Here is a 22,871-nt window from a genome sequence, read left to right on the forward strand (position 1 = left end):
GGTTAGTCCGGGTCGGGCCGCCCGGGCACTTCCAGCGCCGCACGGATCGCGGGCAGCATCCAGCGGCTGATCTTGCCGACGTCGAGCGTCGGGTCGAGCCGCAACTGTGTCGCGACCCCCAGCTGAAAGCTGCCGATCGACAGCGCTGCGGTCTCGGGGTCGACATCCGTGCGGATGATGCCGGACTTTTGTCCGCGCTCGATCATCAGGACGAGTGCCTTTTTGACCTTCTGATGCGCCTCGACAAAGGCGGGCTGAGTCGGCGCCTTGTTCGCGATCGTCGCAGCGAGAAGCACGAAATAGGACAGGCTGAGATGATCGACCGCAATCTCTTCGAGAAAGGTCCGTACATAGGCAATGACCTCGTCGAGCGGATTGCCGGCCGCATCCCTGCCCTCGGCATATCGGGAATCCAGGCGCGCGTTCAGATAATCGACGACGGCCAGAACCATCCCGTCCTTCGAACCGAATTTCTGGCTCGCTAGCCCGCGGGAGAAGCCCGAAACTTCACCGATCCGGTCGAAGGTCAAGGCAGAATAGCCTTCTTCGACCAGCACAAGCGCCGCCGCACTGAGAAGCTTCAGCTCCGATGCGCTGCTCCGATCCGCCTGCGACCGGCGCTCGCGTCTTGTCCCTGCCCTGATCATCGGAGCCGCTTTAGACAATCTTGCCCCGCAACTGGCAAATATTTTGTCGCTTCTTCCCAGAGCAGTGCTTCAGGCCCGCACGAAGCTCGCCGCCGACGCTGCGGTCAACGGTTTCGAGCGAGCACGTGCCCCTTGACGAGCAGGCGGAATTCCTCGGTTTCGACGGTTAGTTCCAGCGAAAATGAACAGCTTGAGCTGGCCGTGAGCCGTCTGTCGGGTCTTGGATGACAAGTCTGAAAAGCGGACGTCGCTCGTCCTGCGCATTTGTTTCGACCTATAATCATGAATAGGAGGGGGAACCTGCGACCCAAGCGAAAAAAGTTTGATGTAAATATAAGAAGAGGCCGAGGCACATTGATTGCCTCGACCTCACACCGCGTGATCGTTTCTGACCGGGTCGCTAAATCAGAAGGCGAACCGCGCGGTTACTCTTGCGCCATGGCTATTGCGATCCGATGCCAGAGTGCCGGTATAAGCGGCACCCAAACGGAGGGATCCGGTGGTGAGTTCGAACCCGGCATCGATCTCGGCCGAATTTTTCGGGATCGCCGAGCCAAGGACATCAAACGTCGGCCCTCCCGCTACAAAGCGCGACACGATCGCGGGACTGCGATCGTCAAGCGCACGGTTCCAGGCGGCCGACACATAGGGCTGGAATCCTGGCTCGCCGGCGTTGAGCTGCACGCGCCCGCCGAGGCTGAGGAAGATTGTCTTTTGATCGGCCTTCCCGACCGTCAACGCCGCGCTGCCGCCCGCTTCGGTAAAGGCATCGCTGCCCGTATCGACATGCGCAACCCGGGCGAAGGGCGTGACCGCCATCTTGCCCGCGACGATCTCGTAACCGATCTCGCCGAATATCTGCAGCGTGTCGGCGTCGCGCTTTGAGGTCAGCGTTTGCGCCAGCGGCGCAACGCTGACCGAACGGGTGGTGTCGATGTCGTGCCAAGCATAGCTGACGCCGATCGTACCGCGAACTCCGCCCGGACCTCCATAGGTGGCGTGGGCTGCGAGATATTTGCTTTCGACATCGGCCCGGTCGTTGCGCGCGCCGAAGTGGAAGTCCGATCCGCCGATGCCCGCCGAAAGCGCTGCAGCGAAACCATTCCCGCCAAAGCCGACGCCGGCTATGAGGCCCTTATGACCCGTATCCATGGCGAAATTGTCCGTATTGGCATCGAAATCGCCCCAGCCGCCAAAGGCGGATCCCCAGACGAAGGCCCCGCCTTCCTCCGGCGCCTGCATCCCCATCAGGCTGTTACGAAGATGGCGGCTGTCGTCGGTCAGGCCGCCGATCGCGCTTGCGAGGATTTCGCCCGACAGATTATCAAAGCTCATCTGTGCCGTCGCGGCATTCTGGACCAAGACCGCTTCGTATAGCGGATTGTCGATCCCCAACGCCTGGACCGCACCGGCGACGCCGATCTGGTTAAAGCCGACCGCAACGTCCGCAAAATCGATATCATTGCGATAGAGCGACAGCGTCACCGAATTGGGGCTGTAGCGCAGCAGCGGATCAAGGAAAGCAAGATCGGTCGTCACCGAACCGAAGGTTCCGGTGATGCCGCTCGCCCCCGTCAGGATCACATAGTCGGTCCGCGGGTTGTAATTGCCATCCTCGGCGAGGACGGCGACATTCGCGGTGCTTGCGATCGCCACGGCGCCGGTTGCATCAAGCCGATCGGCCGCGCCCGCGGCGTTGACTTCGACTTCGTAAGTTGAACCGGCGGCGAAGGCGAGGTCGCCGTTTACCGTCAGTTGGCCGATGGAGTTGCCCGGCGCGAGTGTACCGCCGTTGCCCACTATGGTCGAGCCGACCGTTCCGTTACCGCCAAGAGTGCCGCCGCCGTTGACCGTGACCGGCGACGCGATCGACCCGTTGACCGCCAGCGTCCCGCCATTGACTGACGTCGGCCCGGTATAGCTGCTGTCGCCCGTCAGGTTGAGCGTACCGTCGCCGTCCTTCACCAAACTGCCCGTGCCCGAGATGTCACCGCCAAATTCGGTGTCGTCGCCCTGATCGACCGTCAGTTCGCTGTCCCCGATGACGACGCTGGAACCCGCGTCACCTTCCAGACCGCCAATTGTCTGGTTGTTGCCGGTGATGTCGAGCGTGCCGCCAGCGCCAAGGTCAAAGTCGGTTTCGGGGTCAATGATCCCGCCGATGCGCACCGCGCCGCCGAGAATGTTCGTCACGCCCTGGAAGGCATAATCGCCCATGAAGGTCAGAACGCTGTCGCCCATCTTGTCGAGGACGCCGTTGCCAGAAAAGGCGCCAAGGAAGTCATAATCGTCCGACCGATTGAAGACGAACCGGCCGTCGTTGACGACGTTGCCCGCGAAGCTGCCCTCGGCTCCGCCGGCACCCAGCTGGAAGAAACCGGCGCCTTCGGTCTTCACATCGCCCTGAAGAAGGCCGGTGAGCACAAGCCCGCCGTTCGAAATGATCGTTCCGCCGGTATGGGCGACATTGGCCGTATCAACCGTGAACACCGCATCGCCGATCAATTGCAATTGCCCGGTTCCGTCGATCGTCAGATCATCAAGCGCAGAGACGGTTTCATCTGTACCGAAGTTGAGAATAAGCAGGCCGTTGGTCCGGGCCGTCGGGGTGAGGATCGGGGATGAAGGGCCGTCTTCGCCAAGATCGGCCTCGTTGACCTGTAACGCACCGCCTTCGCCGATGGTCACATTGCCAAATTCGCCCACGAAACCCGACGTCGACCAATAGCCCGCGGTGACATTGAGCTGTTCGAAGCCGGTGGATGCAGTGAGCCGCTGCGCTTCGGTGAGCTCGAGGATGTCGCCAGAGAGCGTCAGCGTATCGACCCCGTCGCCCGCATCAATGGCGCCAGTGATTGCACTGCCAGTACGCAGCGTCACGCCGTCGTCGAACGCTCCAAGCTGAACCGCGATGCCCGATCCGCCGGACAGGGTGCCCGAATTGTCGAGACTGGTCTGGGTCAGCGAGGTGAACGCAGCGCCGCTTTCTCCCGAAATCGTGCCGCTGTTCACCAATGTCACCGAACCGCCCGCGTTGCTTTCCACGCCGGTCATCCCGCCAGCGATGGTGCCGCTGTTGGTGAGCGCCATTGTGCCATCGGTGCCGTGGCCGAGACCGATTGTCGCGCCGCTGATCGTTCCGCTGTTGTTGACGACGACCGATCCCAACCCCGCGTTGAACTGGGCACCAGCCCCGGCGACGCTACTGATCGTGCCACTGTTGATGAGCGCCCCGGTCAACCCGGCGTTTTCGCCATCGAACTGGCTCTGAATGACGATGCCGCTAAGCCCGCCGCCGATCGTCCCGGCATTCTCCACGCCGCCGCCGCCCGACAGGATAATGCCGAAACGTGCGCCGTCGATCGTGCCGCCCGCGCTGTTCGCTACCGATGCGGCAAAGTCGTCGACCTCCTGTCCTTCGGCGCGGAACATCGAGATGCCGTCCGCCAAAGGCGAACCGCCGCCCGATATCGCGCCACTGTTGGTGACACTGCCACCGCCAATCAGGCGCGCACCGTCGTTGCTTTCGCCAGCAATCGTACCGCTGTTGGTGACCGTCGTACCGGCGGCCTGAAACACCAGTTCTCCGGTCGTCTCATCGAACACATAGGCTGTGGTGATCCCCGCACCGGCACCCGTGATCGTGCCGCTGTTGGTTACGCTCGATCCGCCGGTGCCGATGGTAATTCCCGCGTCCGGAGGCCCATCGAAGCCGTCATAAGCTCCTTCACCGCGAATGATGCCCGCGTTGTCGACCGTCAGCGCTCCCGTTGCATAGGAATAGATGCCCGACGTGCCGCCGGCGATCACGCCGCCCGCAGCGTTAGTGATCGTCAGATCGGCACGCGACCCGTGCGCGACGCCGACACCGAATTCGCTGCTGATCGTCCCGCTGTTGTCCAGCGTCGCGGTCGACATATCGCTGCCGAAGCCGACGCCATAGCCGTCGCCCGAGCTGCCGCCGAGGTTGCCGGTGCCGCGGATTGTGCCGCTGTTTGCAACGTTGGCGGTCAACCCGCTGCGGTCTTCGTCCGGGTCGTTATCCAGTGCGGTGCCCTGAATGAAGATGCCACCGACGACGCCCTGAATGTCGCCCGCATTGATAACGTCGCCGCCGCCCGAGAGGGCGATGCCGAAACGGCTGCCGCTGATTTCGCCGCTACCTTCGTTGGTGACGAGCGCGCTGTAATCCTCATTCGCCTGTTCGCTATAGGCGAACATCGACACACCGTCGGTGAAATCGCCAGTCAGGCCGCGAATTTCACCACTGTTGACGATGCTGCCGCCGCCGATCAGGCGAACGCCATCATCATTTTCGCCGATGATCGTTCCGGTGTTGACGACTGCGGTATCGACCGCCCGCCCTTCGAGCAGGCCTGTCGCGGCGTTGAAATGGTTGGCGGTTGTGATGCCCAGGCGATTGCCCGAGATGGTCCCGCTGTTCGTCACCGAACTGCCGCCGTCAGTGATGGTGACGCCCGCGTCGGGCGCCGCGTTGAAGCCCTGGTTGGTGCCGTTGCCGCGTATCGTCCCGGCGTTGGTCAACGTGAGCGACCCGAGCACGGTTTCAATCCCCGAAGCCGCGCCAACGATCATGCCGCCTTCGGCATTGCCGATCGTGATTGCGGTGGCGCTCGTCATATTCGCATGGATGCCGTCGCTGGCGCCGCCGCGAATTTCGCCGCTGTTCGCAACCGAAAAAGTGTCGAACAGGCCAAAGCCGACGATGCCTTCGCCACCCACTCCCGCGCCGCCATTACCGCCGACGATTGTGCCATTGTTGAGGATCGTGCCGCTGACCGGCGTCCCGCCAAGCCCGTTCTGGACCAAGACGCCCGCGCCGCCGCCCTGGATGGCGCCAGCGTTTTCGATCGTGCCACCCGACGAGAAGGCGACCCCGGCGCGAACACCGTTGATCGTTCCTTCGGCGGTGTTGGTGACTGCGGCGGTGAAGGTCGCAAGATCCTGTGTCTCCAGCGCAACCATCGCGACGCCGTCCGACTGGGCATTTTGCTGGCCGCTGATCGTCCCGCTGTTGGTGACGTTGCCGCCACCCTGCAGCCGGACGCCGTCATTGTTGAGGCCGATGATCGATCCGCTGTTCGTGATGGTCGTATTGACCGAACGGTCCTCGAAAACGCCGGGAGTCGGCTGGAACGGGTTGGTGGTAATGCCGAAAGTGCCCCCCTGGATCGTCCCGCTGTTATCGATCACCGCATCGGCAGTCGTTATGTTGATGCCGGCCTGCGCATTGCTGCGGATCAAACCCTGATTGTCGACCGTCAGCGTGCCGGCATTCGACGCGATGCCGGGACCATTGCCGATGATCTGGCCGTCCACGCCATTGTTGATCACCAGGTCGCCGCTGTTGAGTCCGATGATGCCGGTCTGCTGCCCCGAAATCATCCCGCTGTTGTTAATGATCGCGGTCGCCAGCTGTTGATTTGCGAGCAGGCCCAGAAAGCCCGAAATCGTACCGCTGTTGTTGAGCGTTGCGGTACGATTGGGCTGGTTGGTATTGGCGGTCAGAATGACGCCAAAGGGCGAAACATTCGGCGTAGCGGGATTGAAAGTACCGGTGCTGCGAATGATCCCGTCATTGTCGATCGTCCCGCCGCCCGACAACAGGACGCCAAACAACTGCCCCTCGATAAGCCCGGTTTCGGTGTTGGTAATTGTACCGACCCCAGTCGCGGTGGCGCTCGTCGCTTCGGGGAACTCGGCAATGACCACGCCAATCGCTTGTGCGCCGTTGCCGATGTTGCCGTTTAATCCCTGGATCGTGCCACTGTTCACGAGATCGCCGCCGCCGATCAAAGCAACGCCGCTGCCGGCATCGCCGCGGATCAGGCCCGTATTGATGACGGTCGTGCCCGCAGCCCGCGCTTCGGGCGGCAGTTCATCCCCATTTTCGTCTTCGCTAAAGAAATAGGCTGTCGTGACGCCGTTGGAGCCGCCCGAAATAGTGCCGCCGTTGGTGATGCTCGAACCCGGTTGCGCAATGACAATGCCACCGCTGGGACGGTTCTGGATGCTGCCGAAATTGGTGCCATTGCCGCGGATTGTACCGGCGTTCTCAACCTCGACCGGACCGTTGTCGCCATAAACGCCGATGTCGTTGCCTTCGACCACCTCGCCATCTGCAACGACGACTTCCAGCAGTTCGGGCTGGTCGTTGTGGATGCCGAAAGTCTCCTGCGCAGCCAGCGGCGACGTGATGTGAACGAACGACAAGCCGACAATCGCACTCGTCGTCAGCAGGCGGGATTTCGAAATAGGCGACATGAAATGGGACTCCCCTCGACATTATAAGCATGGCAAGGGGTTCGCCGGAGAGCCATTGGCTCTCCGGCTGGTCCACCCCACCTCGAAATTTGCGTCCCCCAGCTGATTGGATGATCGACATCTTCAGCTTTGTGCCGGTTCCGTAGTTGGCGGCGCCCCCGACCGTCTACCCAATGTTGTTTGGGGTGAATTTGCGGCGGGCTGTTTGCGCCGCTCTTGCACGAAGGTGCTTTGCGCCGTTACGATGGAATAGACACCGGGGGGTGGGGCACTAGCAATCAACAGGACCGCATGATTTCAGGCGTTCGCCTGTCGAGCGCGATGGTGCTCACTGGCCTCGTAGCGAAAATGACGGGTGCCATGATGAAAAGCCTGCTTGTGTTCCTGATCCTTGCCGTCCTTGCGATCACGCGCCCTGCATGCGCCGATGCAGCCGAGCTGCCAGTGCTGGAGTTACGCGCAGGCGAAGATGCCCCGCCGCTCGCTCCCTTCATTCGGTTCACGAAACAACATGGCGAGACAGAGACGCCGCAATTGGAACCACTTTTGAATGGGCCGCTTGAAAACATCACGGGACCCACGATCCACTTCGGACCTCCCGGCTCAAAAACAGCCGTCTTGCTCAAAATCCGAAATGCCGGCAGCGAACAGGGAAGCTGGATCCTCACCACGGGCCGCGGTTCGCTCAAACATTTTCGTCTCTATGAAGCCGCGGGAGAAAAACTCGTGCTGCTCGTCGATGGCACGAGCTCCGAGGACGCCCGGAAAAACCTCGGGACTTATCAGGCCTTCAGCACCGAGCTGGTCCTCGACCCCACGCAGGAAAAGCTAATTCTGATCGAATTTCTCTCCGAGAATTCGACCTTCATGCCGCTCAAGATCAACTCTTACGGAAGCTTCTTCAAGGACCGCCGCGCCAACATCGCAATGGTCTCTGGCGTCGTGGTCGGCGCGCTGACGCTGCTGCTCCTCAACTTTCTGTTCTTTTCGATCACGGGGTTTAAAGAATTTTTATGGCTGGCCATTGCGGAGGCGTTTTTCGCGTTAAACACGGTTCATTCCGAAGGCTATTTCACGATCTTCTTCCTCTATGACAAGCCGCTGGCCGGGGTGGCCGTCGAAGATTTCTTCAAATGCGGCTTTGCCGGCGCCATGGTGCAATTCGGGCGCATCTTCATCAAAACACCGATTTATTTTCCAAAAAGCGATATCCCGCTGAAAGCGCTTGTCCTGTTCGCGCTCGCCGTCATGCTGCTCCAGCCGGGACTGGCATTTTATCCACCCGAGTTCCGCTCCATTCTGCACTTGTCGGGGTGGCTCGTCGCCATCGCAGCAGCTCTCTTCCTTCCCTTCGTCGGTTTCGCGGCGATGAAACGGTTCGGTTTCCAGCTATGGCCACTCTTTGTCGGCTGGGCCAGCCTCGCGCTTTTCATTATCTATGCTGCTATCGCATCGATGGGTTTTTTCGCATGGCTGCCGGTCAACTGGCACCTGGCCGGCCCGGTCGGACTATTCGAATCGGTCATGGTCACGATCGCGCTGGGTTTGAACCTCAGGAAAATTCAGCGCGACAAGTTTGTCGCCGAAAGGAACTACGCCCGTTCGCTCGCGACGCAGCTGGAGATCAGCGAGCACGCCAAACGGCTAGCCGAAGAAAAGGCGTTCGCAATCGAAACCGTGAATAGCCAGAATGCGCTACTCCATGCCTCGGGCCATGACAGCAGACAGGTGATCCTCGCCCTCAACAGCGCCGTCGAAGCCCTGAAGCGGAAGAGGCCGTCGGGCGCCGACATCGAACTGGTCGAGATGCTTCAAAGTTCGTCGGACTATCTGAACGAAATCGTGTCAACGACGATCTCTGGCGCCAATATCGCCGCCAACGGTTCCGGCTTTGTCGCGCTCAGCAGTTTTCGAGCCCAGGCGCTCGTCGAACCGCTGTCGATGATGTTCAAGGCACCGTTCGCTGACAAGAAATTATCTCTCGACGTCCGCGTCGAGGGAGAGGTGACGCTGATAAGCGACAGACCGTTGTTGATGCGCGCGCTCGCCCATCTTCTCAGCAACTGCTTCAAATATACTGATGTCGGTGGTGCCAGCATCACGCTTGCGCGCGAGAACGAGTGCGCCGTGATCACCATTTCCGACAGCGGCAACGGCATGCCAGCCGATGTCGCAGCTTCGCTGAACAGCAATTTAATGCCCCGTATTCGCGCAGATGAAAGCATACAGGGGACGGGTTCCGGCTTCGGATCGGCCAAACGCATCATCGAAACGCTGCAGGGATCGATTGAGATTCTTTCTTCCACGCCAGCCGGCACAACACTTCGCATCGTGCTGCCCGCTGCTTTTACAGCCGTGACCGCCATTTCGACGGAAGATCTGCAAGCAGGACTGGCGGGGTGGATCATTCTCGACTTCGACCGACGCGCCGACTTTGAGAGCGGATTGAAAGCCCATGATGCGGAGAAGGACAGGATCGTCGCGCTAACCTATGACGATACGACAGTCACGCGCGGCCGCTTGAGCGACCTCGTCGCCATGATGGTGGTCAAGCCCGCCTGCCGTGAACTGTTGGATCACCCCATGGTACAGGATGAATCAAAGCAGATTTAGCTCGTTCGCTCGTTCGACAATCTTGCGATTGTGCGGGACGTCTAGCTTGCGCCGGAGCTCGGCGATGTGAAACGAGACCGTCGGCGGAGCGATCGCCAGACGATAGGCAATTTCCTTGTTCGTCTCGCCTTGCGCCAGATAGTGCAGGATCGCCATCTGGCGCGACGACAGCGCGACTGGCGGCTGCTGCAATTTGCCCAACGCCTCGCTGATATGCGGCGAGATATAGATTTCGCCGGCGAGGGCCGCGTCGCAGGCTGCTACAATATGATCGAGCGGGTCCGATTTGCTGACGACGGCGCGCGCGCCAAGCTTGAGGACCGACTGAATCTCGTTGAGATGCGTTTCGCCGGTCAGGATGATCACCGTCATGTCGCGCGATCCAACGATCTCGGCCAGTACGTTGATGCCGCGAACATCGGGCAAGTTAAGATCCAGAATCACAAGATCCACGGGCTGCGACTGGACGAAGGCATTGACCGCGGCTCCGCAATCCAGCGCGCCGACGATCGCGTATCGGTCGAGCGAAGCGAACAGAAAACGCAGTCCACTCTGCGTGATGCGATGATCGTCAACAATCAGAATATTGTGCTTCACCGCTATACTCTCATCTTGTTGGGCTCATCGGGATACTTCCGCACATTTGTGTTTCACCGCAACCCGAATTAATGCGGGGCTAGTCGAACGAGCGCTTACGGAAATGGGTCCATGGCGGCCGAATATGGCCATTCTCCTCACCTAACATGATAGAACGTGTTGCGATGACCCGTTGAACCTGCCGGCGTAAAGCAGACGCCGAAACGCGGCCGCCGCGGTCCTCGTGATTGCTATATGGTTGCTGTCGAGGGCTACCTACGCCAATCCCGCCCAGAACTTCCGAGAGATGAAGGTTCTTTTGAACACCCAACGACTGCGCCCCCCCCCAGTTGTCGAAGTCTGGTGGCCAGATTGCTCTAAGTCGTTGAAAATGGTGCACCCGACGGGATTCGAACCCATGGCCCCCAGATTAGGAAGCTTCCGATAGAGCGCAGTTTTACTGGGGTTTCAGCATCCCATGTTGCATCCGTGTTGCATCAAGAATTACTGACCATCATCCATCGCATCGTCGATCATCGCTTGCCAAACCTTGATCGCATGATCCGCCAGCTTGTCACGAGCAGGGTCAAAATCCGCTTCTTCGTCGAATGGTATCATAAGTGCCTGTTCGACGATCACGTCCAGCGGTTCGTCAGGATCATTGCCGACCGCCTCGGCCAATGCTCCACCGCCCGCCTGTCTCATAAAGTCATTAGGTTCGCGGATCGCCTTGAGGACCAAAAGCACAAGTTCGCGATAATGATCGTGAGCTTCTTTGGGCAGTGTTTCCCATTCTGCGAGCGGCGCCTGCTGGACGGCGGGCGGGTCCAGCGGGTCCTCCTGTTCGCGATCAGGCCGATATTCTCGCAACTTTTTGTGCAGCGCTTTTGCAGCGCCATCCAGAGGGGTCATGCCAACAACTCCGCCTGCGCCGCAGCAACCAGCGCAGCGTCTCCCTCGCTGTCTGCGATCAAATGACCATAGGTGTCTAGCGTCAATTCGATGTTCTCGTGCCCGATCCAGACCTGTAACCGCTTCAGGTCGATGCGCTGCTTGATCCAGGCGCTCGCGGCAGCATGGCGAAGGCTATGGAGCCCATAGCGCGCGCGCATGACGGCGATCCCCGTCTTGTCCAGCTTTGGCTTCCCATCGAGCAGCACGGGATCGCAGACGCCGGCCTTGACCTGGAGCGGGTCGAATCGGCGTTTCATGAGGTGAGAATAATCCATCACCCCGCCCTCGCTATTCGGGAAGGCCAGCCCGAGGTCGCCCTTAGGGCATTGCAGCTTCCAGACGCGCAACTCATTCACCAGCGCCTCGCCGATCGGGATGGTGCGATATCCCGCCTCGGATTTCGGCGGCCCGAGCTGGCAATATTTGTCGGCTCGCTGGGCAACGGTGATCGTCATCGCCTGCAGATCGACATCCATCCAACGGAGGCCGCGAAGCTCCGATGCGCGAAGGCCGGCAAATATCGCAACCATGACGAGCGGCTTCAGCCCGCCTTCGGCATTGTCGAGCAGCGCCTTCAATTCCTCTTTGGCCGGGATGACGACTTTCGGCTTGTCGCGCTTCGACCGCGTGACCTTCACGTCGCGCGCCACGTTCTGCGCCACGAGTCCGCGGCGCTGCGCATCCCCGAGGATCCGAGACAGGGCGCGCACCGCTTTCCCCGTCATGTCCCTCGATCGCGTTTCGAGAAGCTGGTCGCGGAATGCCTCGACCTTGGGCTGGGATAGCCGGGAAAGCTTCTCAGCGCCGATCAGGGGCACGATATGCAGGTCGCGCAGCTGCTTGTATTGCTCGATGGTCCCGCGCTCACGATCGTTCGCTTCAGCCGCCTTTACCCATAGGTTGGCCGCTTGGGCGACGGTGACGCTTTGGCTGTCGGCGGTATGCGTGCCGCGCGAGACTTCCCACGCCGCGCTGGTCAGCCATGCGTCGGCATCTTTCTTGCGGGGGAACTGCTTGAAGCGACGCTTGCCGGCGCCGTCGCGATAGTCGACGATCCAGGCCTGCTTTTCCGTGCCGTCGGGGCCGGGCCAGAGGCGTTTGCGGATGCTAGCCATGAGACAAATCATTGCCCCCAGAATCAAATAATCCGACCCGATACCACTCAAACCCTTTGTTCAAAAAACTGGGTGATTTCAGCTCTGGAATGATCTTGCCGTATTTCTTTATAGCATTTTGGACCGAGTATTCAGAAAATTGCCCAACCTTAAAAAGGTTCTCCAAAATATCATTAGAAAATGCTGTCAGATTTACAGAGACCACACACCGCTGGCGACCAACTGAAAAGATGGGCTCAAGGCGTGAGTAATCGTCTTCGACTTGGATCCGCGCGAATTTTCCGTCTGAGTTTTTCAAGCCTTGCACTTCGATATCGAGATGCACATCAGGCCCCCTATGTTCAGACCAAGGGTTCCTCGGGCTCCTATCGTGTGCGGCCCAAATACCGGCACCAATCTTTTGCCAATGTTCCGTAACTAGGTCGGTAACGAGCTTTCCTGTGAGCCCGCTGTTCAGCAATTCGAGCGCGATACCCGACTGAAGGAAATGATCTACAGTATAGGCGAATTTCGTTCCTCGACCGACATTTACGCCTGGCGGGAATCCGAGACGCTGCAATTGCTTAATGCGCGCCCTGAACTTTCCATAATCATCGGGAGGTATCCCGAAGTGGACAGCCAGCGTCGTCTCAAGCGTTGCGAATGACATTTCGACGGACAACCGAATCTCCTTGAATAGAGACACACCTCTATCCCTTGACGCGCGCCCAGCGCAAGGTCATAGAGGATTACGGATACACCTCTATCCCATTAAAAGCTAACGAAAGGAAAATGCACCATGAACGCACTAAAAGACGACCTCCTCTCTGGGGTCAAAGAGATCTCCGATTTCGTCGGTGAAGATCAGCAGGTGACGGGTCGGCTGATCCGACAAGGCCTGCTCCCGGCGTTCAAGCGGGGCCGCAAGATTTTTGCACGTCGCAGCGAAATCAATGCCGCGTTCCGCAGCGATGCCGCGTGAACGCAAAAGGCCGCCGACCAGGAGTGGACCCCGATCGACGGCCGGATCGAAACCCCCGCTAGGAGTGAAATCGACATGAATGCACATAGCAGAATCCCGACCATGAGCAAATCGCCGCCCGCAGAGGCGTTCGAGACCGCGCGCGAATGCCTGGCCGAACTCAAAGCCGCCGAAACATTCTGGGAAACCTTCGAGGGCAATCCGAACCCGCCGGGACAAGACATCGACGTAACCCAGATCATCGCGGACGCCATCTATGGCGCCACATACGATCGCCGGGTCGAACTGCTGCTGACCCCCGCGACAACCCCTGCCGAGCTTCACGAGAAGATAGTCGAGATTCGCCTGGGCGGCATGGCGGGCGGGCACGATTGCTGGGATGCCGTGATGGCGCGCCTTGAAGCGGATGCGGCGGCCTTGGCCGCGATCGGCGGTGCGGCATGATCGTGCTCAACCCCACCGACTCGCCCTTCCTGCAATTCGACGTCGTCCACTGCGCGCATGAGCGGGCATTGATCCTGCTCGACACGGCGCAGGAAGCCGCCTGCTTCGCGAAAGACGGCATGGAACCGGGAAAAGCTCAGGACAGGGCATTCGCGGATGCCATGTGCATTCTGACGGTCGCGCATGAATATTTGACCGCGATCGACAAGGCGATGGGTCAGATTCAGGCGAACATCGCGAAAGGGGCCGGGTCATGAACGCCCCTATCCCGCTGAACAGCATCGCGCGCGGCGTTCCCCCTGCTCCCGTCCTGCGCATCCTCGCCCAGCATAGCCGCAAAGAGCTGGAGGGCTTCATTGCGGTGGCGATCGCCTTGCTCGACCTCGCGGACGGCGACCCCGACCTGGAGCTTGCCGGCGACGAGACGGACGGCAACCGCGCAGAGGATGACGAGTGCGCCTATTTCGCGACGCTGGGCAATGGCCCCGGTTGCGGCGTGGCCGACGACGACATCTGCGACGACGGGGTCTGAGGCATGGCGGGCCTCATCCCCTCCGCGCGCGACGCCTCACCTCGCAAGGTGGGGCGCCCGCGCGGCTACATCGATAACTATCGCCCGCAGTCCCGCACCCTTGCCCTGCTGGCGATCGTCCAAGCGGTGCTCGACGAATATCGCGAGCACTGGCCGCTCACCGCCCGGCAGCTTTTCTATCGCCTCGTCGGCGCGCATGGTTTCGACAAGAGCGAGGCCTTCTATTCGACGCTGTGTCATCATGTCGCGAACGCCCGGCGCGCGCGGCTGATCCCGTTCGCTGCTATCCGCGACGACGGCGTGATGACGCTCACAATGGACCACTACGCCGATGCCGATGCGTTCAGGGCGGTAATGCGTGAACGTGCCGAGAACTACCGGCGCGACCTGATGGCCGATCAGGACGTGCATACGGAAATCTGGTGCGAGGCGGCCGGGATGGTTCAACAGCTCGCGCGGATCGGACATCAATATTCCATCCGCGCCTATTCGAGTTCGGGCTTCGACAGCCTGACCGCGAAGAAGGCGCTCGCGGACAGGATTTGTGCGACCGGCAAGCCAGCGTTTATCCTGCACCTGGGCGACCTCGATCCATCCGGGAAGTCCATGTTCGATGTGGCCGCAGAGGACGTGCAGGCGTTCGTTCAAGCCGATCGCGCCAATGGGCTGGTAAAGGTCGAGTTCGTCCGTGTCGCGCTGACCTGGGCGCAGGTGACGGCCTATCACCTGCCCACGTCCCCGGCCAAGACGACGGACAGCCGATCGAAAGGCTGGACGGGCGAAACCTGCCAGCTCGAGGCCCTTGCACCTGACCAGATCGCCGCGTTGCTCAAGGTTGAGATTGAGAAGATCGTCGACATCGCACGCATGAATGCTGCGCTCGCCGCCGAAGAGGATGAGCGCCAGCAACTGACCCGCCTGCTACCCACGCCGGTTTCTACGGCAAGCCGTAATAATGGGGAAACCCGCTGATGGCGCGCAAAGCATATTTCGCAGCCATACCGCTCCGCGCTGTCGGTGATAGCAATCTGACCGATGGCGATCTTCGGGTGCTCGCATCCATCGCCGCCTTCGATCGGCTCAGTCATTCGACCGGCAAAGGACAGGGTGCATGGGCTTCTCATAGGCTCATGTCGGGCTGGATCGATCGCAACTATTCGAACTTCAGCGCCACAGTGAACAAGATGATCCGGCTTGGATATCTCGTGCGCGAACCGCGCGAAACCGACAAGCGGCAGCACACGTATCGCGTGGTCTATACCGATGATGATGTCCTGCCCCAGACCGAGGATTTTCTTCGCCCTGAGGCAAACAATCCCCTCAATAATGTTTGCCCTGACACAAACAATTTCCGCGAGATAGTTTGCCCTGAGACTGGAGAGGTCCAAAAAGTAGTTTGCCCTGCCCCCCAGTCAAGCAACGGAAATATCACCGAAAGTTCTCTCGAATATATTCCGCAAAGCGGGGAAAGATATTCCGTAGAAACGGGTAAAAGAAATTCCGCTAAGCGGCGCGATTCAAAAATCGCGGGGCAATCAGGGGATCATTTCCGAGATCATTTGCCCGACAATATCGCGGACTTGCCGGTCTCCGCTCGGGTCGCCTGCTTCGACCGGGCATGGCGTTCGATAGGCATGCGGTGGTCCAAGATCAGAGCCGATGACGCCGAGATGCTGGTCGCCTGGCTGGGCAAGGTTTTCGAAGAATACATCGACCAACCAACGGGGCAGCAAGCGCTGCGCCTGTCCGAGGAGATTGCCGATGCAATTGCCGATGCAAAAGCCTGACCCCTTCAACCCCGCCGCCTGGCTGACCCGATGGGCAGCTGTCGGTGGCGGATGGGCAGCAGGCCACCTGATCCGCCCGCCCGGGCACGATCCCATCGGCGCTAACCTGTTGGCGGCCGAGCTCGACGACGACCGGCGCCAAGCGCTGGCCGAGCATCTCGCGATGGAGATGGCAGAATGACCGGGGGCATTTCCAATTTCCGTAACAGGGAGGTGGACACCGTGGGGGGTCTGAAATTTCCGCGATGCCAGATTGAATATCGAAAGTGTTCAATGTGGCGTGCCCTTGGGGAGATCGCACGATGATCCCATGTCGGCATTGCGACGGGACAGGCTTCGTGCATGGCGCCGATGATCTCGAAATCGAAACGACCGCCATCAGCTTGCGGATGGCCTGTGAAGCGAACGGCAAGAGCGTCTTCGGCGACGATCGCGTAGACGAGAAAACTGCGGCCTGGTTGATTGGCAAGGCGCCAGACACCCTGCGCAATTGGCGCATGGCAAATCGCCCGATCACCTTCTCCAAATTCGGCGGCCGTGTTTCCTATCGGCTGAACGATGTTGCTCGCTGGATGATCGAAACGGGGGCTCCGGGCTAAATATAGGTGCACGAAACCGCACGAAACCGCACGAAACCACATCGCCACGGCAGCGACGGTGAGGGATATTCGGGTCAATAGGAGGCCCGAATGGATCGAGTTTTTTCCAATCTCAAACTGAAGACGATCGACGAAGACCAGCGCATCGTTGAGGGCTGGGCCACAACGAACGCCATCGATCGCGCGGGCGATATCGTGGAGCCCGATGGCGTCGAGTTCGACCTCGTGGCACGCCCGATCCCATTCTTGTTCGACCACGATCATTCGCAGGCAGTTGGGGAAATCGAGGCCGCCGAAGTCACCTCTCGAGGCATCAAGTTTCGTGCCCGCATTTACAAGATCGCGCATCCCGGTCTCGCCAAGGACTTTCTGGACCGGGCATGGGATCTTCTCCGCGCCGGCACCCGCAAGGCTGTGTCGATCGGCTTCAGGGCGCTTGATTGGGTGAACCTCCCCGGTGGCGGGGCACGGTTCACGCGGTGGGAGTGGTTGGAATTGTCGGCCTGCGCGGTGCCGATGAATCCCGAAGCCCAGATCACCGGCCTGAAGCGCGCGCCAAGCAGCGTCCGACAGATCACGGTCGGCAAGCCCGCCCTGCGCGTCGTGAAGCTCACCGAGAAGGAAAAGCTCATCGGCAAGTGGAAGACCGAAGCGGCCCTGAAGCGTGCCGCTCGCGAGCGAGTGGGTATTCCACGCCCGGTCGTCAAACTCGGTCCCGTGGACCTCCACCTTGCCCACGACCGCATTCGCCGCGATCAGCGAACAGCCCGCCCCCGCCAATCGGGCAAGGTCAGGGTCGTGCGCCTGTGACGTTGGCGAAATCCCGTCGCGCCACGCCCAGCGCGTCCCGGTCATCCTCGGCGGCGCGCAGCCATGTGCCCGACCTGGATACACTGGTCGATGATGCCAAGGCGGATCGCTTTACGGAGAAGTGGATCGCGAAACTCGCCGGGAAGAAGGCTTCGGCTGCGGATTATGCAATTCACGTCGAATGCGGCGGCCTGCGCTTTCAGTTCGACGCGCTCATCACCCACGCCTTCGAGCGCATTGCCAAGCTGGAAGGCGAACTTCGGAAGGCCAAGGGCTTGATGACGAAGAGCGCCGGCCCCGCGGCAGTCGCCTTCGAGATCGAACAGGGTGAGGACGGCCGAACCTTCACGTTCAAATCGGCGACCGGCGACCAGTCCTTCGAAATCCCTGTGCCCATCTTCCGCGGCGCTTGGAAAGAGGGCGAGACATACGCCCATGGAGATACCGTCGTTTGGGGTGGCAGTTCCTGGTCGGCCCTCCGCAGGACCTGCGACCGGCCCGACACGCCCGATAGTGGCTGGATGATCGCCGCCCGCAAGGGACGCGACGGCAAAGACTCGAGGCCCCCGGCATGACCGTCGAAGAAGAAATGAAGGAGCGCGCGCTCGCCGAGTTCGATCGGCTGGTCGAGGAGAAGGAAACCGAGACCCGGCTTCTGCTCGCTGCGCAGGGTCGGTCGCGAGAGGAGATCGATATCTACATCGCCGCCTGCCTCGACAACCTCGCCAAGCAGCGGGCCGACATCGGCCAGCTCGTATCCACCGAGATCAAACGGGCGGGTGTTCCGCTCGACTATCCAGCGAAGGCAACCGCCCATGACTTTCATTGACACCTTGATCGACGTCGACCGCGTCGTGATCGCCGGCCTCTCAGCATACGATACGCTTTGCCAGCGGGCATGGGATAATACCGCCACCGCATTGCAGGAGGCCGGTCGCCCCGATGCTGAAATCGCCGATGCTGCGGAATTTCACAAGGAGCGCGTGACCGAAGCGCGCGGCAAACTCCACCGCACGCTCTGGCTGAAGGCCTTTGGCGTGATGTTGAAGGCCGATGAGGCACCCGAGGCCGGGGGGGCCGTCGAAGACTCCAGAGGCAATGGGGACGGCGTACCGGTTGGGGAGGCATAAAGAGAGTTTTTTTCGTGACGGGCAAATTTCAGGAAAAACGGTGAAATGACCGAAATAATCAAACTGAATAGTCGAGGTCGCCCCGCATATCGCGTGACGTTCGAAGCGCGTCAGACCGTCGAGCGGATGAAGTTCTGCGGAGAGTCCGACATTACGATTGCTCGGGCGCTCGGCATTGATGCCGACACGATGCGCAAGCATTTCGCCGACGAGCTTGCCGACGGGTACGCGATGCGCCGTCGGGAATTGATCGACGTACTGTTCGACGCGGCCCGAGCCGGAAAGGTCGCAGCCGTCAATGCGCTCGACAAAATGAACCGCGCTTCTCGCGCTGCCCCCGAGCCGAATATTCCGTGATCTAGCAACCCGCGCGGCGATGCCGCCACATCCCAACTAAGGAAATATCCGTGACCAACGCAACGACCCCTTCGGTAAAGATCGTCGATATCGGCGGCACCGCCCATACCTTGAAATTCAACTTCGGCATGGCCCGCCTCGCCGAACAGGAACTCGGCGTCAGCCTGATGAGCGCCTTCCGTGAGAATTCCGCCGCCATGAACACCATTTCGGCCGTGTGGTGGGCCGCCCTGCAAGCGAACCACCCGATGTCGCGTGAAGCGGCCGACGAGCTGATCGACGCCGCGGGACTCGAACAGGTGACGACCTGGCTCGTTGAAGGTCTCGGGCAATATTTCGGCGGCGGCAAAGCTTCCCCCGAGGGCGCGCCGGGAAACGCGCCGAAGACCGGACAGACGCACCCGTAGATTACATGGCGATGCTGACCAATTGGGCCTCTGCGGGTTTGGGACCGGACCTCTTCTGGGACCAGACCTTCGCGACGTTCAACGCTGCGATGCTCGGCGCCGCCAAACGCCGTCGCGATGATTACGCCCATGTGATCGCTGGGGCTTGGTGGGGTGAGTTTTTCGCCCACGAGAAGAAGGTCAAGCCGCTCGCTGAATATCTACCGAAGCCGCCGCTGTCAGAAGATGAAGAGATGGCCGAACGCGAAGCTGGGTCCCGGAAGGTGCTGGCGATGTTCCGCAGCATTGCAGCGAGCGACAATAACAACATGACCATACGAAGGGTGAAACGAGATGGCTGAAACTGTCGGCTCCCTACTTGTCAGGCTCGGGCTCGATTCCGGTACATTCCGCTCCGGGCTCGGTGTTGCCGAGAAGGATTTTCGCGCCGCGCAGAAGCGGTTCGAAAAGATCGGCTCGTCGATGCAGAACTTTGGCAAGAACCTCACGATCGGGCTGACCTTGCCACTCGCGGCCATCGGCGCCGCAGCGGTCAAGGGCGCACAGGAACAGCGCGCCGCCATGGGCCAGGTCGAGGCAGCGCTCACCTCCATGGGCGCGGTATCGGGCAAGACGGCCGACGAGTTGGCGAAGAACGCCGACAAGATGGAGATGCGGTCTCTCTTCGCCGCCGATGAAATCCTGACCAAAGTTACGGCAAATTTGCTGACTTTCGGGAATGTCGCCGGGGAGCAGTTCGATCGCGCACAGCAGGCCGCGATCGACATGGCCACCCGCATGGGCAGCGATCCCCAGTCCGCCGCCATCATGTTGGGCAAAGCGCTCAACGATCCGATCAAGGGCATCACGGCCCTGACCAAGGTCGGGGTCCAGTTCACCGCGTCGCAGAAGGCCCAGATCGAAGCATTCACCAAGACGGGGCAGACCGCGCGGGCGCAGGGGATCATCCTCGACGAGGTCGCCAAGCAGTTCGGAGGCGCCGCGCAGGCCGCCGCAGACACCCAGCCATGGCGCCAGGCACAGGTCGCGATCGATCAGGCGATGGACGGAATCGGCGAAGCGATCCTCCCTGTCATCCCTGTCATCACCGACGCGATCAAGTCACTCGCAGGCGCTTTCACCGGCCTTTCGCCCGAGATGCAAAAGGCCATCGTGATCGGGGGAGGCATCGCCGCCGCGCTCGGCCCCTTCCTCGCTGTCGCCGGCAGCATCGTGAAACTCGCCGCGCCGCTCGCCGCCGCCTTCACAACGTCAGCGGCAGCATCCGCAGCGGCCGGTGCAGCAGCAGGGGGCGCATCGACAGGCTTCGCGGCCCTCGCCATTGCTGCCGCACCATGGATCGCCGCAGCCGCAGCCATCGGCGCTGCGGGCTACCTGATTTATCAGAACTGGGACAAAATCGCCCCGGTCCTCGAAAGCCTCTGGAAGACGATCAGCGACACGCTCGGCCCGCCGCTTCAGGAGATCGTCAGCACCCTCACCTCGATGTTCTCCGAGCTATGGAACGGCCCGCTGGGTCCGGCGATCAGCGCCGCGATCGGCCTGCTCGGGCAGCTTTACATGGCCTTCAACAATGCGTTCGGCCCCGTCATCCTCGGCGCCCTCAAGCTGATGGCCCAGACGGTCGGGAATGTTCTGAACACCCTGCTCGAATTTGGCCGGGCCATCGGGTCACTGTTCCGCGGTGATATCGTTGGCGCATTCGAGCATCTGGGCAGCGCGATAAACAGCCTCTTCGGCGGATTGCCCGCGAAGGTGATCGGCTGGATCGGCCAAATGGTGCAGGGCATCGGGTCGTGGATGGGCGCCAAGCTCAACGCCATCTGGGAGGGCGTCAAAGCGAAGGTCGAAGCCGTCAAGGGCTGGTTCTATGGCTTGTATGACGCGGTTGTCGGCCACAGCTACATTCCCGACATGGTCGACCAGATCGGCCAGCACATGCAGCGCCTCGACGCCGAGATGGTCAAGCCGGTCAAAGCTGCGACCAGCAAAGCGGCCGAAGCGTTCCGTGAGCTTCAGCAGACGGTCGCCGGAATTCTGGCACGGCTATTCCCCGAGCAGGCACTCCGCATCGATTTCGAGAATGAGCGGGCTGCGCTGGATGCCTATCACAAAGCCGGGAAGCTCTCGGCCGATGAACATGCCGCCGCCGTCCGCGCCCTCAATCGCGAATATGCGGGCCTGCATCGCGACCGGCCCGGCGGCGTTGACGACGATCCGACCGCAATAACCCTGTCGCGGGGCTCAACATCGATCGAGGACACTTCGGCGCAGATCAGCGATCGTTTCGGCGAGGACATGGAGCGGATCAACGACGCGATCCAGAAGATTGACCTGAGCCCGCTGCAACAGGTCGGGGTTCGCGCTCTCGACACATTGACCGAGACGCTGGTCACCGCCGGCATTGAGTTCGGGAACCTCCGCGAACTGGCCCACCGGGCGATCCAGTCCATCCTCGCGGACCTCCTTCGGCTGGCGATCCAGAAGCTCATCACTCGCCCCCTCGCCATCGCAATGGGCCTCCCGATCGACGGGGCGCTTGCCAGCGGCGGCCCCGCAATGTCGGGCCGCACATATCTGGTTGGCGAAAAGGGTCCGGAGCTGTTCACACCACGCCAATCGGGACAGGTCATCCCTAACCATGCGTTGCGAGACGCGCCGGATCGCGGCGCCAGAGATGGCGGCCGCAGCAACACCTTCGTCTGGAACGTGACGACACCCAACGCAGACAGTTTTCGGAAGAGCCAGAGCCAGATGCAGCGCGATGCACGGCGACTGCTTTCGGCAAAGCCATGAGCACCGGGTCATCACGCTTCAAATTCGAAGGCGGCAAAGAGCTTGAGAAAGCATTGCGCGAGATCGGCAAGACGGCGACTGCCCGGAATATCGCCACCCGCGCCCTCAAGGTCGCTGCCGAGCCGATCGCCGAGGAAGCCCGGCGCCTGGCACCCGAGGACAAGGGCAACCTGCGCGAGGCCATCAAGATCGGCACGAAGGCCAACATGGGCCGGGGCCGCTCGCTGCGGAGCAAGGACGACACCGTCTATACATTCATTGGCATCGACGGATCGGTCCTGCCCCCCAAGGAATCGAAGACCCGGCGCAACAAGCGCAAAACGCGCTTCCTGCAGAACAGCGGCGGCGTTGCGGCATACTCGATCTTCGTGGAATATGGGACGGAGAGCATGGCGCCCCAGCCCTTCATGCGACCCGCGTTCGAACGGGAAAAGCACAAGGCCGTCGAACGCATGGCACCAGCACTATGGGACGAAATCGCCAAGGCCGCAGCCCGGGCGGCGAAGAAATCAGCGAAAGGATGACGATATGACGAACAAGACGATCATCGATCCGGAAGGACTGAAGAAACTCAGCGAAACGATGGGCGCCTTGCACGACCATCTTGTCCAGGCCGGTCTCGCACCGGACCCGGAAGGGCTATCCGAATTGAGCCGCGCGATGGCCAAACTTGTCGAACGCATGTTCCCGAATGGATTGCCCGCCGGTCTTCCCAGCATCAATATCGGCTCTCCCCAGCTCGTCGAGCAGCCCTATCGGGGGCAAGGCATCATCGAAGCCGAACTTAAGCGATCGGGGCTGCTCGACGAGGGGGAGCCGATCGAGGCCGCCAACGACGATTGATTACTTGCGATCTTC

25 protein-coding genes are annotated in these 22,871 nt (G+C 60.9%); 19 read left to right on the forward strand and 6 right to left on the reverse strand.

Annotated features, from left to right (window positions below):
• Nucleotides 1-2: 2 nt before the first annotated feature.
• Both CDQ91_RS14395 and CDQ91_RS14400 read right to left on the reverse strand, forming a co-directional pair.
• Nucleotides 3-647, reverse strand: a complete 645-nt coding sequence (locus CDQ91_RS14395) for a TetR/AcrR family transcriptional regulator (protein WP_088473425.1) — start codon at nucleotides 645-647, stop codon at nucleotides 3-5.
• A gap of 405 nt (nucleotides 648-1,052) precedes the next feature.
• On the reverse strand, nucleotides 1,053-6,932 hold the full coding sequence (locus CDQ91_RS14400) for an autotransporter domain-containing protein (RefSeq protein ID WP_088473426.1): 5,880 nt from the start codon (nucleotides 6,930-6,932) through the stop codon (nucleotides 1,053-1,055).
• 360 nt (nucleotides 6,933-7,292) lie between these two features.
• On the opposite strand from CDQ91_RS14400, the gene CDQ91_RS14405 reads away from it, so the two are divergent.
• Entirely contained in the window at nucleotides 7,293-9,545 is a 2,253-nt protein-coding gene (locus tag CDQ91_RS14405) for a sensor histidine kinase (RefSeq protein ID WP_158213689.1), read from the forward strand.
• Here the strand turns inward: CDQ91_RS14405 and CDQ91_RS14410 are convergent.
• From CDQ91_RS14410 to CDQ91_RS14425, 4 genes are all read right to left on the reverse strand, one after another.
• Nucleotides 9,531-10,142: a response regulator gene (locus tag CDQ91_RS14410; RefSeq protein WP_088473428.1), complete on the reverse strand. Its 612-nt coding sequence runs from the start codon at nucleotides 10,140-10,142 to the stop codon at nucleotides 9,531-9,533. The genes CDQ91_RS14405 and CDQ91_RS14410 overlap by 15 nt on opposite strands.
• A gap of 483 nt (nucleotides 10,143-10,625) precedes the next feature.
• On the reverse strand, nucleotides 10,626-11,033 hold the full coding sequence (locus tag CDQ91_RS14415) for a hypothetical protein (RefSeq protein WP_088473429.1): 408 nt from the start codon (nucleotides 11,031-11,033) through the stop codon (nucleotides 10,626-10,628).
• Nucleotides 11,030-12,190, reverse strand: coding sequence for a tyrosine-type recombinase/integrase (locus tag CDQ91_RS14420; protein WP_088473430.1), 1,161 nt, complete (start codon nucleotides 12,188-12,190; stop codon nucleotides 11,030-11,032). The genes CDQ91_RS14415 and CDQ91_RS14420 overlap by 4 nt, the downstream gene beginning before the upstream one ends.
• On the reverse strand, nucleotides 12,183-12,851 hold the full coding sequence (locus CDQ91_RS14425; protein ID WP_144036782.1) for a hypothetical protein: 669 nt from the start codon (nucleotides 12,849-12,851) through the stop codon (nucleotides 12,183-12,185). The genes CDQ91_RS14420 and CDQ91_RS14425 overlap by 8 nt, the downstream gene beginning before the upstream one ends.
• Nucleotides 12,852-12,968: 117 nt before the next feature.
• Between CDQ91_RS14425 and CDQ91_RS14430 the strand changes: the two genes are divergently transcribed.
• From CDQ91_RS14430 to CDQ91_RS14515, 18 genes are all read left to right on the forward strand, one after another.
• Entirely contained in the window at nucleotides 12,969-13,151 is a 183-nt protein-coding gene (locus CDQ91_RS14430) for a helix-turn-helix domain-containing protein (protein ID WP_088473432.1), read from the forward strand.
• 102 nt (nucleotides 13,152-13,253) lie between these two features.
• A complete protein-coding gene (locus CDQ91_RS14435; RefSeq protein WP_088473433.1) occupies nucleotides 13,254-13,595 on the forward strand; it encodes a hypothetical protein in 342 nt (113 codons plus the stop codon).
• Entirely contained in the window at nucleotides 13,592-13,852 is a 261-nt protein-coding gene (locus CDQ91_RS14440; protein WP_088473434.1) for a hypothetical protein, read from the forward strand. The genes CDQ91_RS14435 and CDQ91_RS14440 overlap by 4 nt, the downstream gene beginning before the upstream one ends.
• On the forward strand, nucleotides 13,849-14,127 hold the full coding sequence (locus CDQ91_RS14445) for a hypothetical protein (RefSeq protein WP_088473435.1): 279 nt from the start codon (nucleotides 13,849-13,851) through the stop codon (nucleotides 14,125-14,127). Before CDQ91_RS14440 ends, CDQ91_RS14445 begins: the two co-directional genes overlap by 4 nt.
• 3 nt (nucleotides 14,128-14,130) lie before the next feature.
• The gene (locus tag CDQ91_RS14450) at nucleotides 14,131-15,099 is read left to right on the forward strand and encodes a hypothetical protein (protein ID WP_201791903.1); all 969 of its coding nucleotides are present in this window, start codon (nucleotides 14,131-14,133) and stop codon (nucleotides 15,097-15,099) included.
• Nucleotides 15,099-15,914 (forward strand): MarR family transcriptional regulator, encoded by an 816-nt coding sequence (locus CDQ91_RS14455; RefSeq protein WP_088473436.1) that lies wholly within the window; start codon nucleotides 15,099-15,101, stop codon nucleotides 15,912-15,914. Before CDQ91_RS14450 ends, CDQ91_RS14455 begins: the two co-directional genes overlap by 1 nt.
• Entirely contained in the window at nucleotides 15,889-16,095 is a 207-nt protein-coding gene (locus CDQ91_RS14460) for a hypothetical protein (protein ID WP_144036783.1), read from the forward strand. The genes CDQ91_RS14455 and CDQ91_RS14460 overlap by 26 nt, the downstream gene beginning before the upstream one ends.
• 121 nt (nucleotides 16,096-16,216) lie before the next feature.
• Nucleotides 16,217-16,513 carry a hypothetical protein gene (locus tag CDQ91_RS14465; RefSeq protein ID WP_088473438.1) on the forward strand — a complete coding sequence of 99 codons (297 nt, stop codon included), beginning with the start codon at nucleotides 16,217-16,219 and terminating at the stop codon, nucleotides 16,511-16,513.
• A gap of 90 nt (nucleotides 16,514-16,603) precedes the next feature.
• Nucleotides 16,604-17,323, forward strand: coding sequence for an HK97 family phage prohead protease (locus CDQ91_RS14470; protein WP_088473439.1), 720 nt, complete (start codon nucleotides 16,604-16,606; stop codon nucleotides 17,321-17,323).
• Nucleotides 17,320-17,898, forward strand: coding sequence for a hypothetical protein (locus tag CDQ91_RS14475; RefSeq protein WP_144036784.1), 579 nt, complete (start codon nucleotides 17,320-17,322; stop codon nucleotides 17,896-17,898). The genes CDQ91_RS14470 and CDQ91_RS14475 overlap by 4 nt, the downstream gene beginning before the upstream one ends.
• Entirely contained in the window at nucleotides 17,895-18,152 is a 258-nt protein-coding gene (locus CDQ91_RS14480) for a hypothetical protein (protein WP_088473441.1), read from the forward strand. Before CDQ91_RS14475 ends, CDQ91_RS14480 begins: the two co-directional genes overlap by 4 nt.
• Nucleotides 18,139-18,453 carry a hypothetical protein gene (locus CDQ91_RS14485; RefSeq protein WP_088473442.1) on the forward strand — a complete coding sequence of 105 codons (315 nt, stop codon included), beginning with the start codon at nucleotides 18,139-18,141 and terminating at the stop codon, nucleotides 18,451-18,453. The genes CDQ91_RS14480 and CDQ91_RS14485 overlap by 14 nt, the downstream gene beginning before the upstream one ends.
• 45 nt (nucleotides 18,454-18,498) lie before the next feature.
• Nucleotides 18,499-18,810, forward strand: a complete 312-nt coding sequence (locus CDQ91_RS14490; protein WP_088473443.1) for a hypothetical protein — start codon at nucleotides 18,499-18,501, stop codon at nucleotides 18,808-18,810.
• Nucleotides 18,811-18,860: 50 nt separating this feature from the next.
• On the forward strand, nucleotides 18,861-19,217 hold the full coding sequence (locus tag CDQ91_RS14495) for a hypothetical protein (protein WP_088473444.1): 357 nt from the start codon (nucleotides 18,861-18,863) through the stop codon (nucleotides 19,215-19,217).
• 5 nt (nucleotides 19,218-19,222) lie between these two features.
• On the forward strand, nucleotides 19,223-19,558 hold the full coding sequence (locus CDQ91_RS14500; RefSeq protein ID WP_088473445.1) for a hypothetical protein: 336 nt from the start codon (nucleotides 19,223-19,225) through the stop codon (nucleotides 19,556-19,558).
• Nucleotides 19,551-22,013, forward strand: coding sequence for a phage tail length tape measure family protein (locus CDQ91_RS14505; protein WP_088473446.1), 2,463 nt, complete (start codon nucleotides 19,551-19,553; stop codon nucleotides 22,011-22,013). The genes CDQ91_RS14500 and CDQ91_RS14505 overlap by 8 nt, the downstream gene beginning before the upstream one ends.
• On the forward strand, nucleotides 22,010-22,537 hold the full coding sequence (locus CDQ91_RS14510) for an HK97-gp10 family putative phage morphogenesis protein (RefSeq protein ID WP_088473447.1): 528 nt from the start codon (nucleotides 22,010-22,012) through the stop codon (nucleotides 22,535-22,537). The genes CDQ91_RS14505 and CDQ91_RS14510 overlap by 4 nt, the downstream gene beginning before the upstream one ends.
• A gap of 4 nt (nucleotides 22,538-22,541) precedes the next feature.
• Nucleotides 22,542-22,856 carry a hypothetical protein gene (locus CDQ91_RS14515; protein WP_088473448.1) on the forward strand — a complete coding sequence of 105 codons (315 nt, stop codon included), beginning with the start codon at nucleotides 22,542-22,544 and terminating at the stop codon, nucleotides 22,854-22,856.
• Nucleotides 22,857-22,871: the final 15 nt, after the last annotated feature.

The organism is Sphingopyxis witflariensis (assembly GCF_002205635.1).
GTDB classification, from domain to species: Bacteria; Pseudomonadota; Alphaproteobacteria; order Sphingomonadales; family Sphingomonadaceae; genus Sphingopyxis; species Sphingopyxis witflariensis.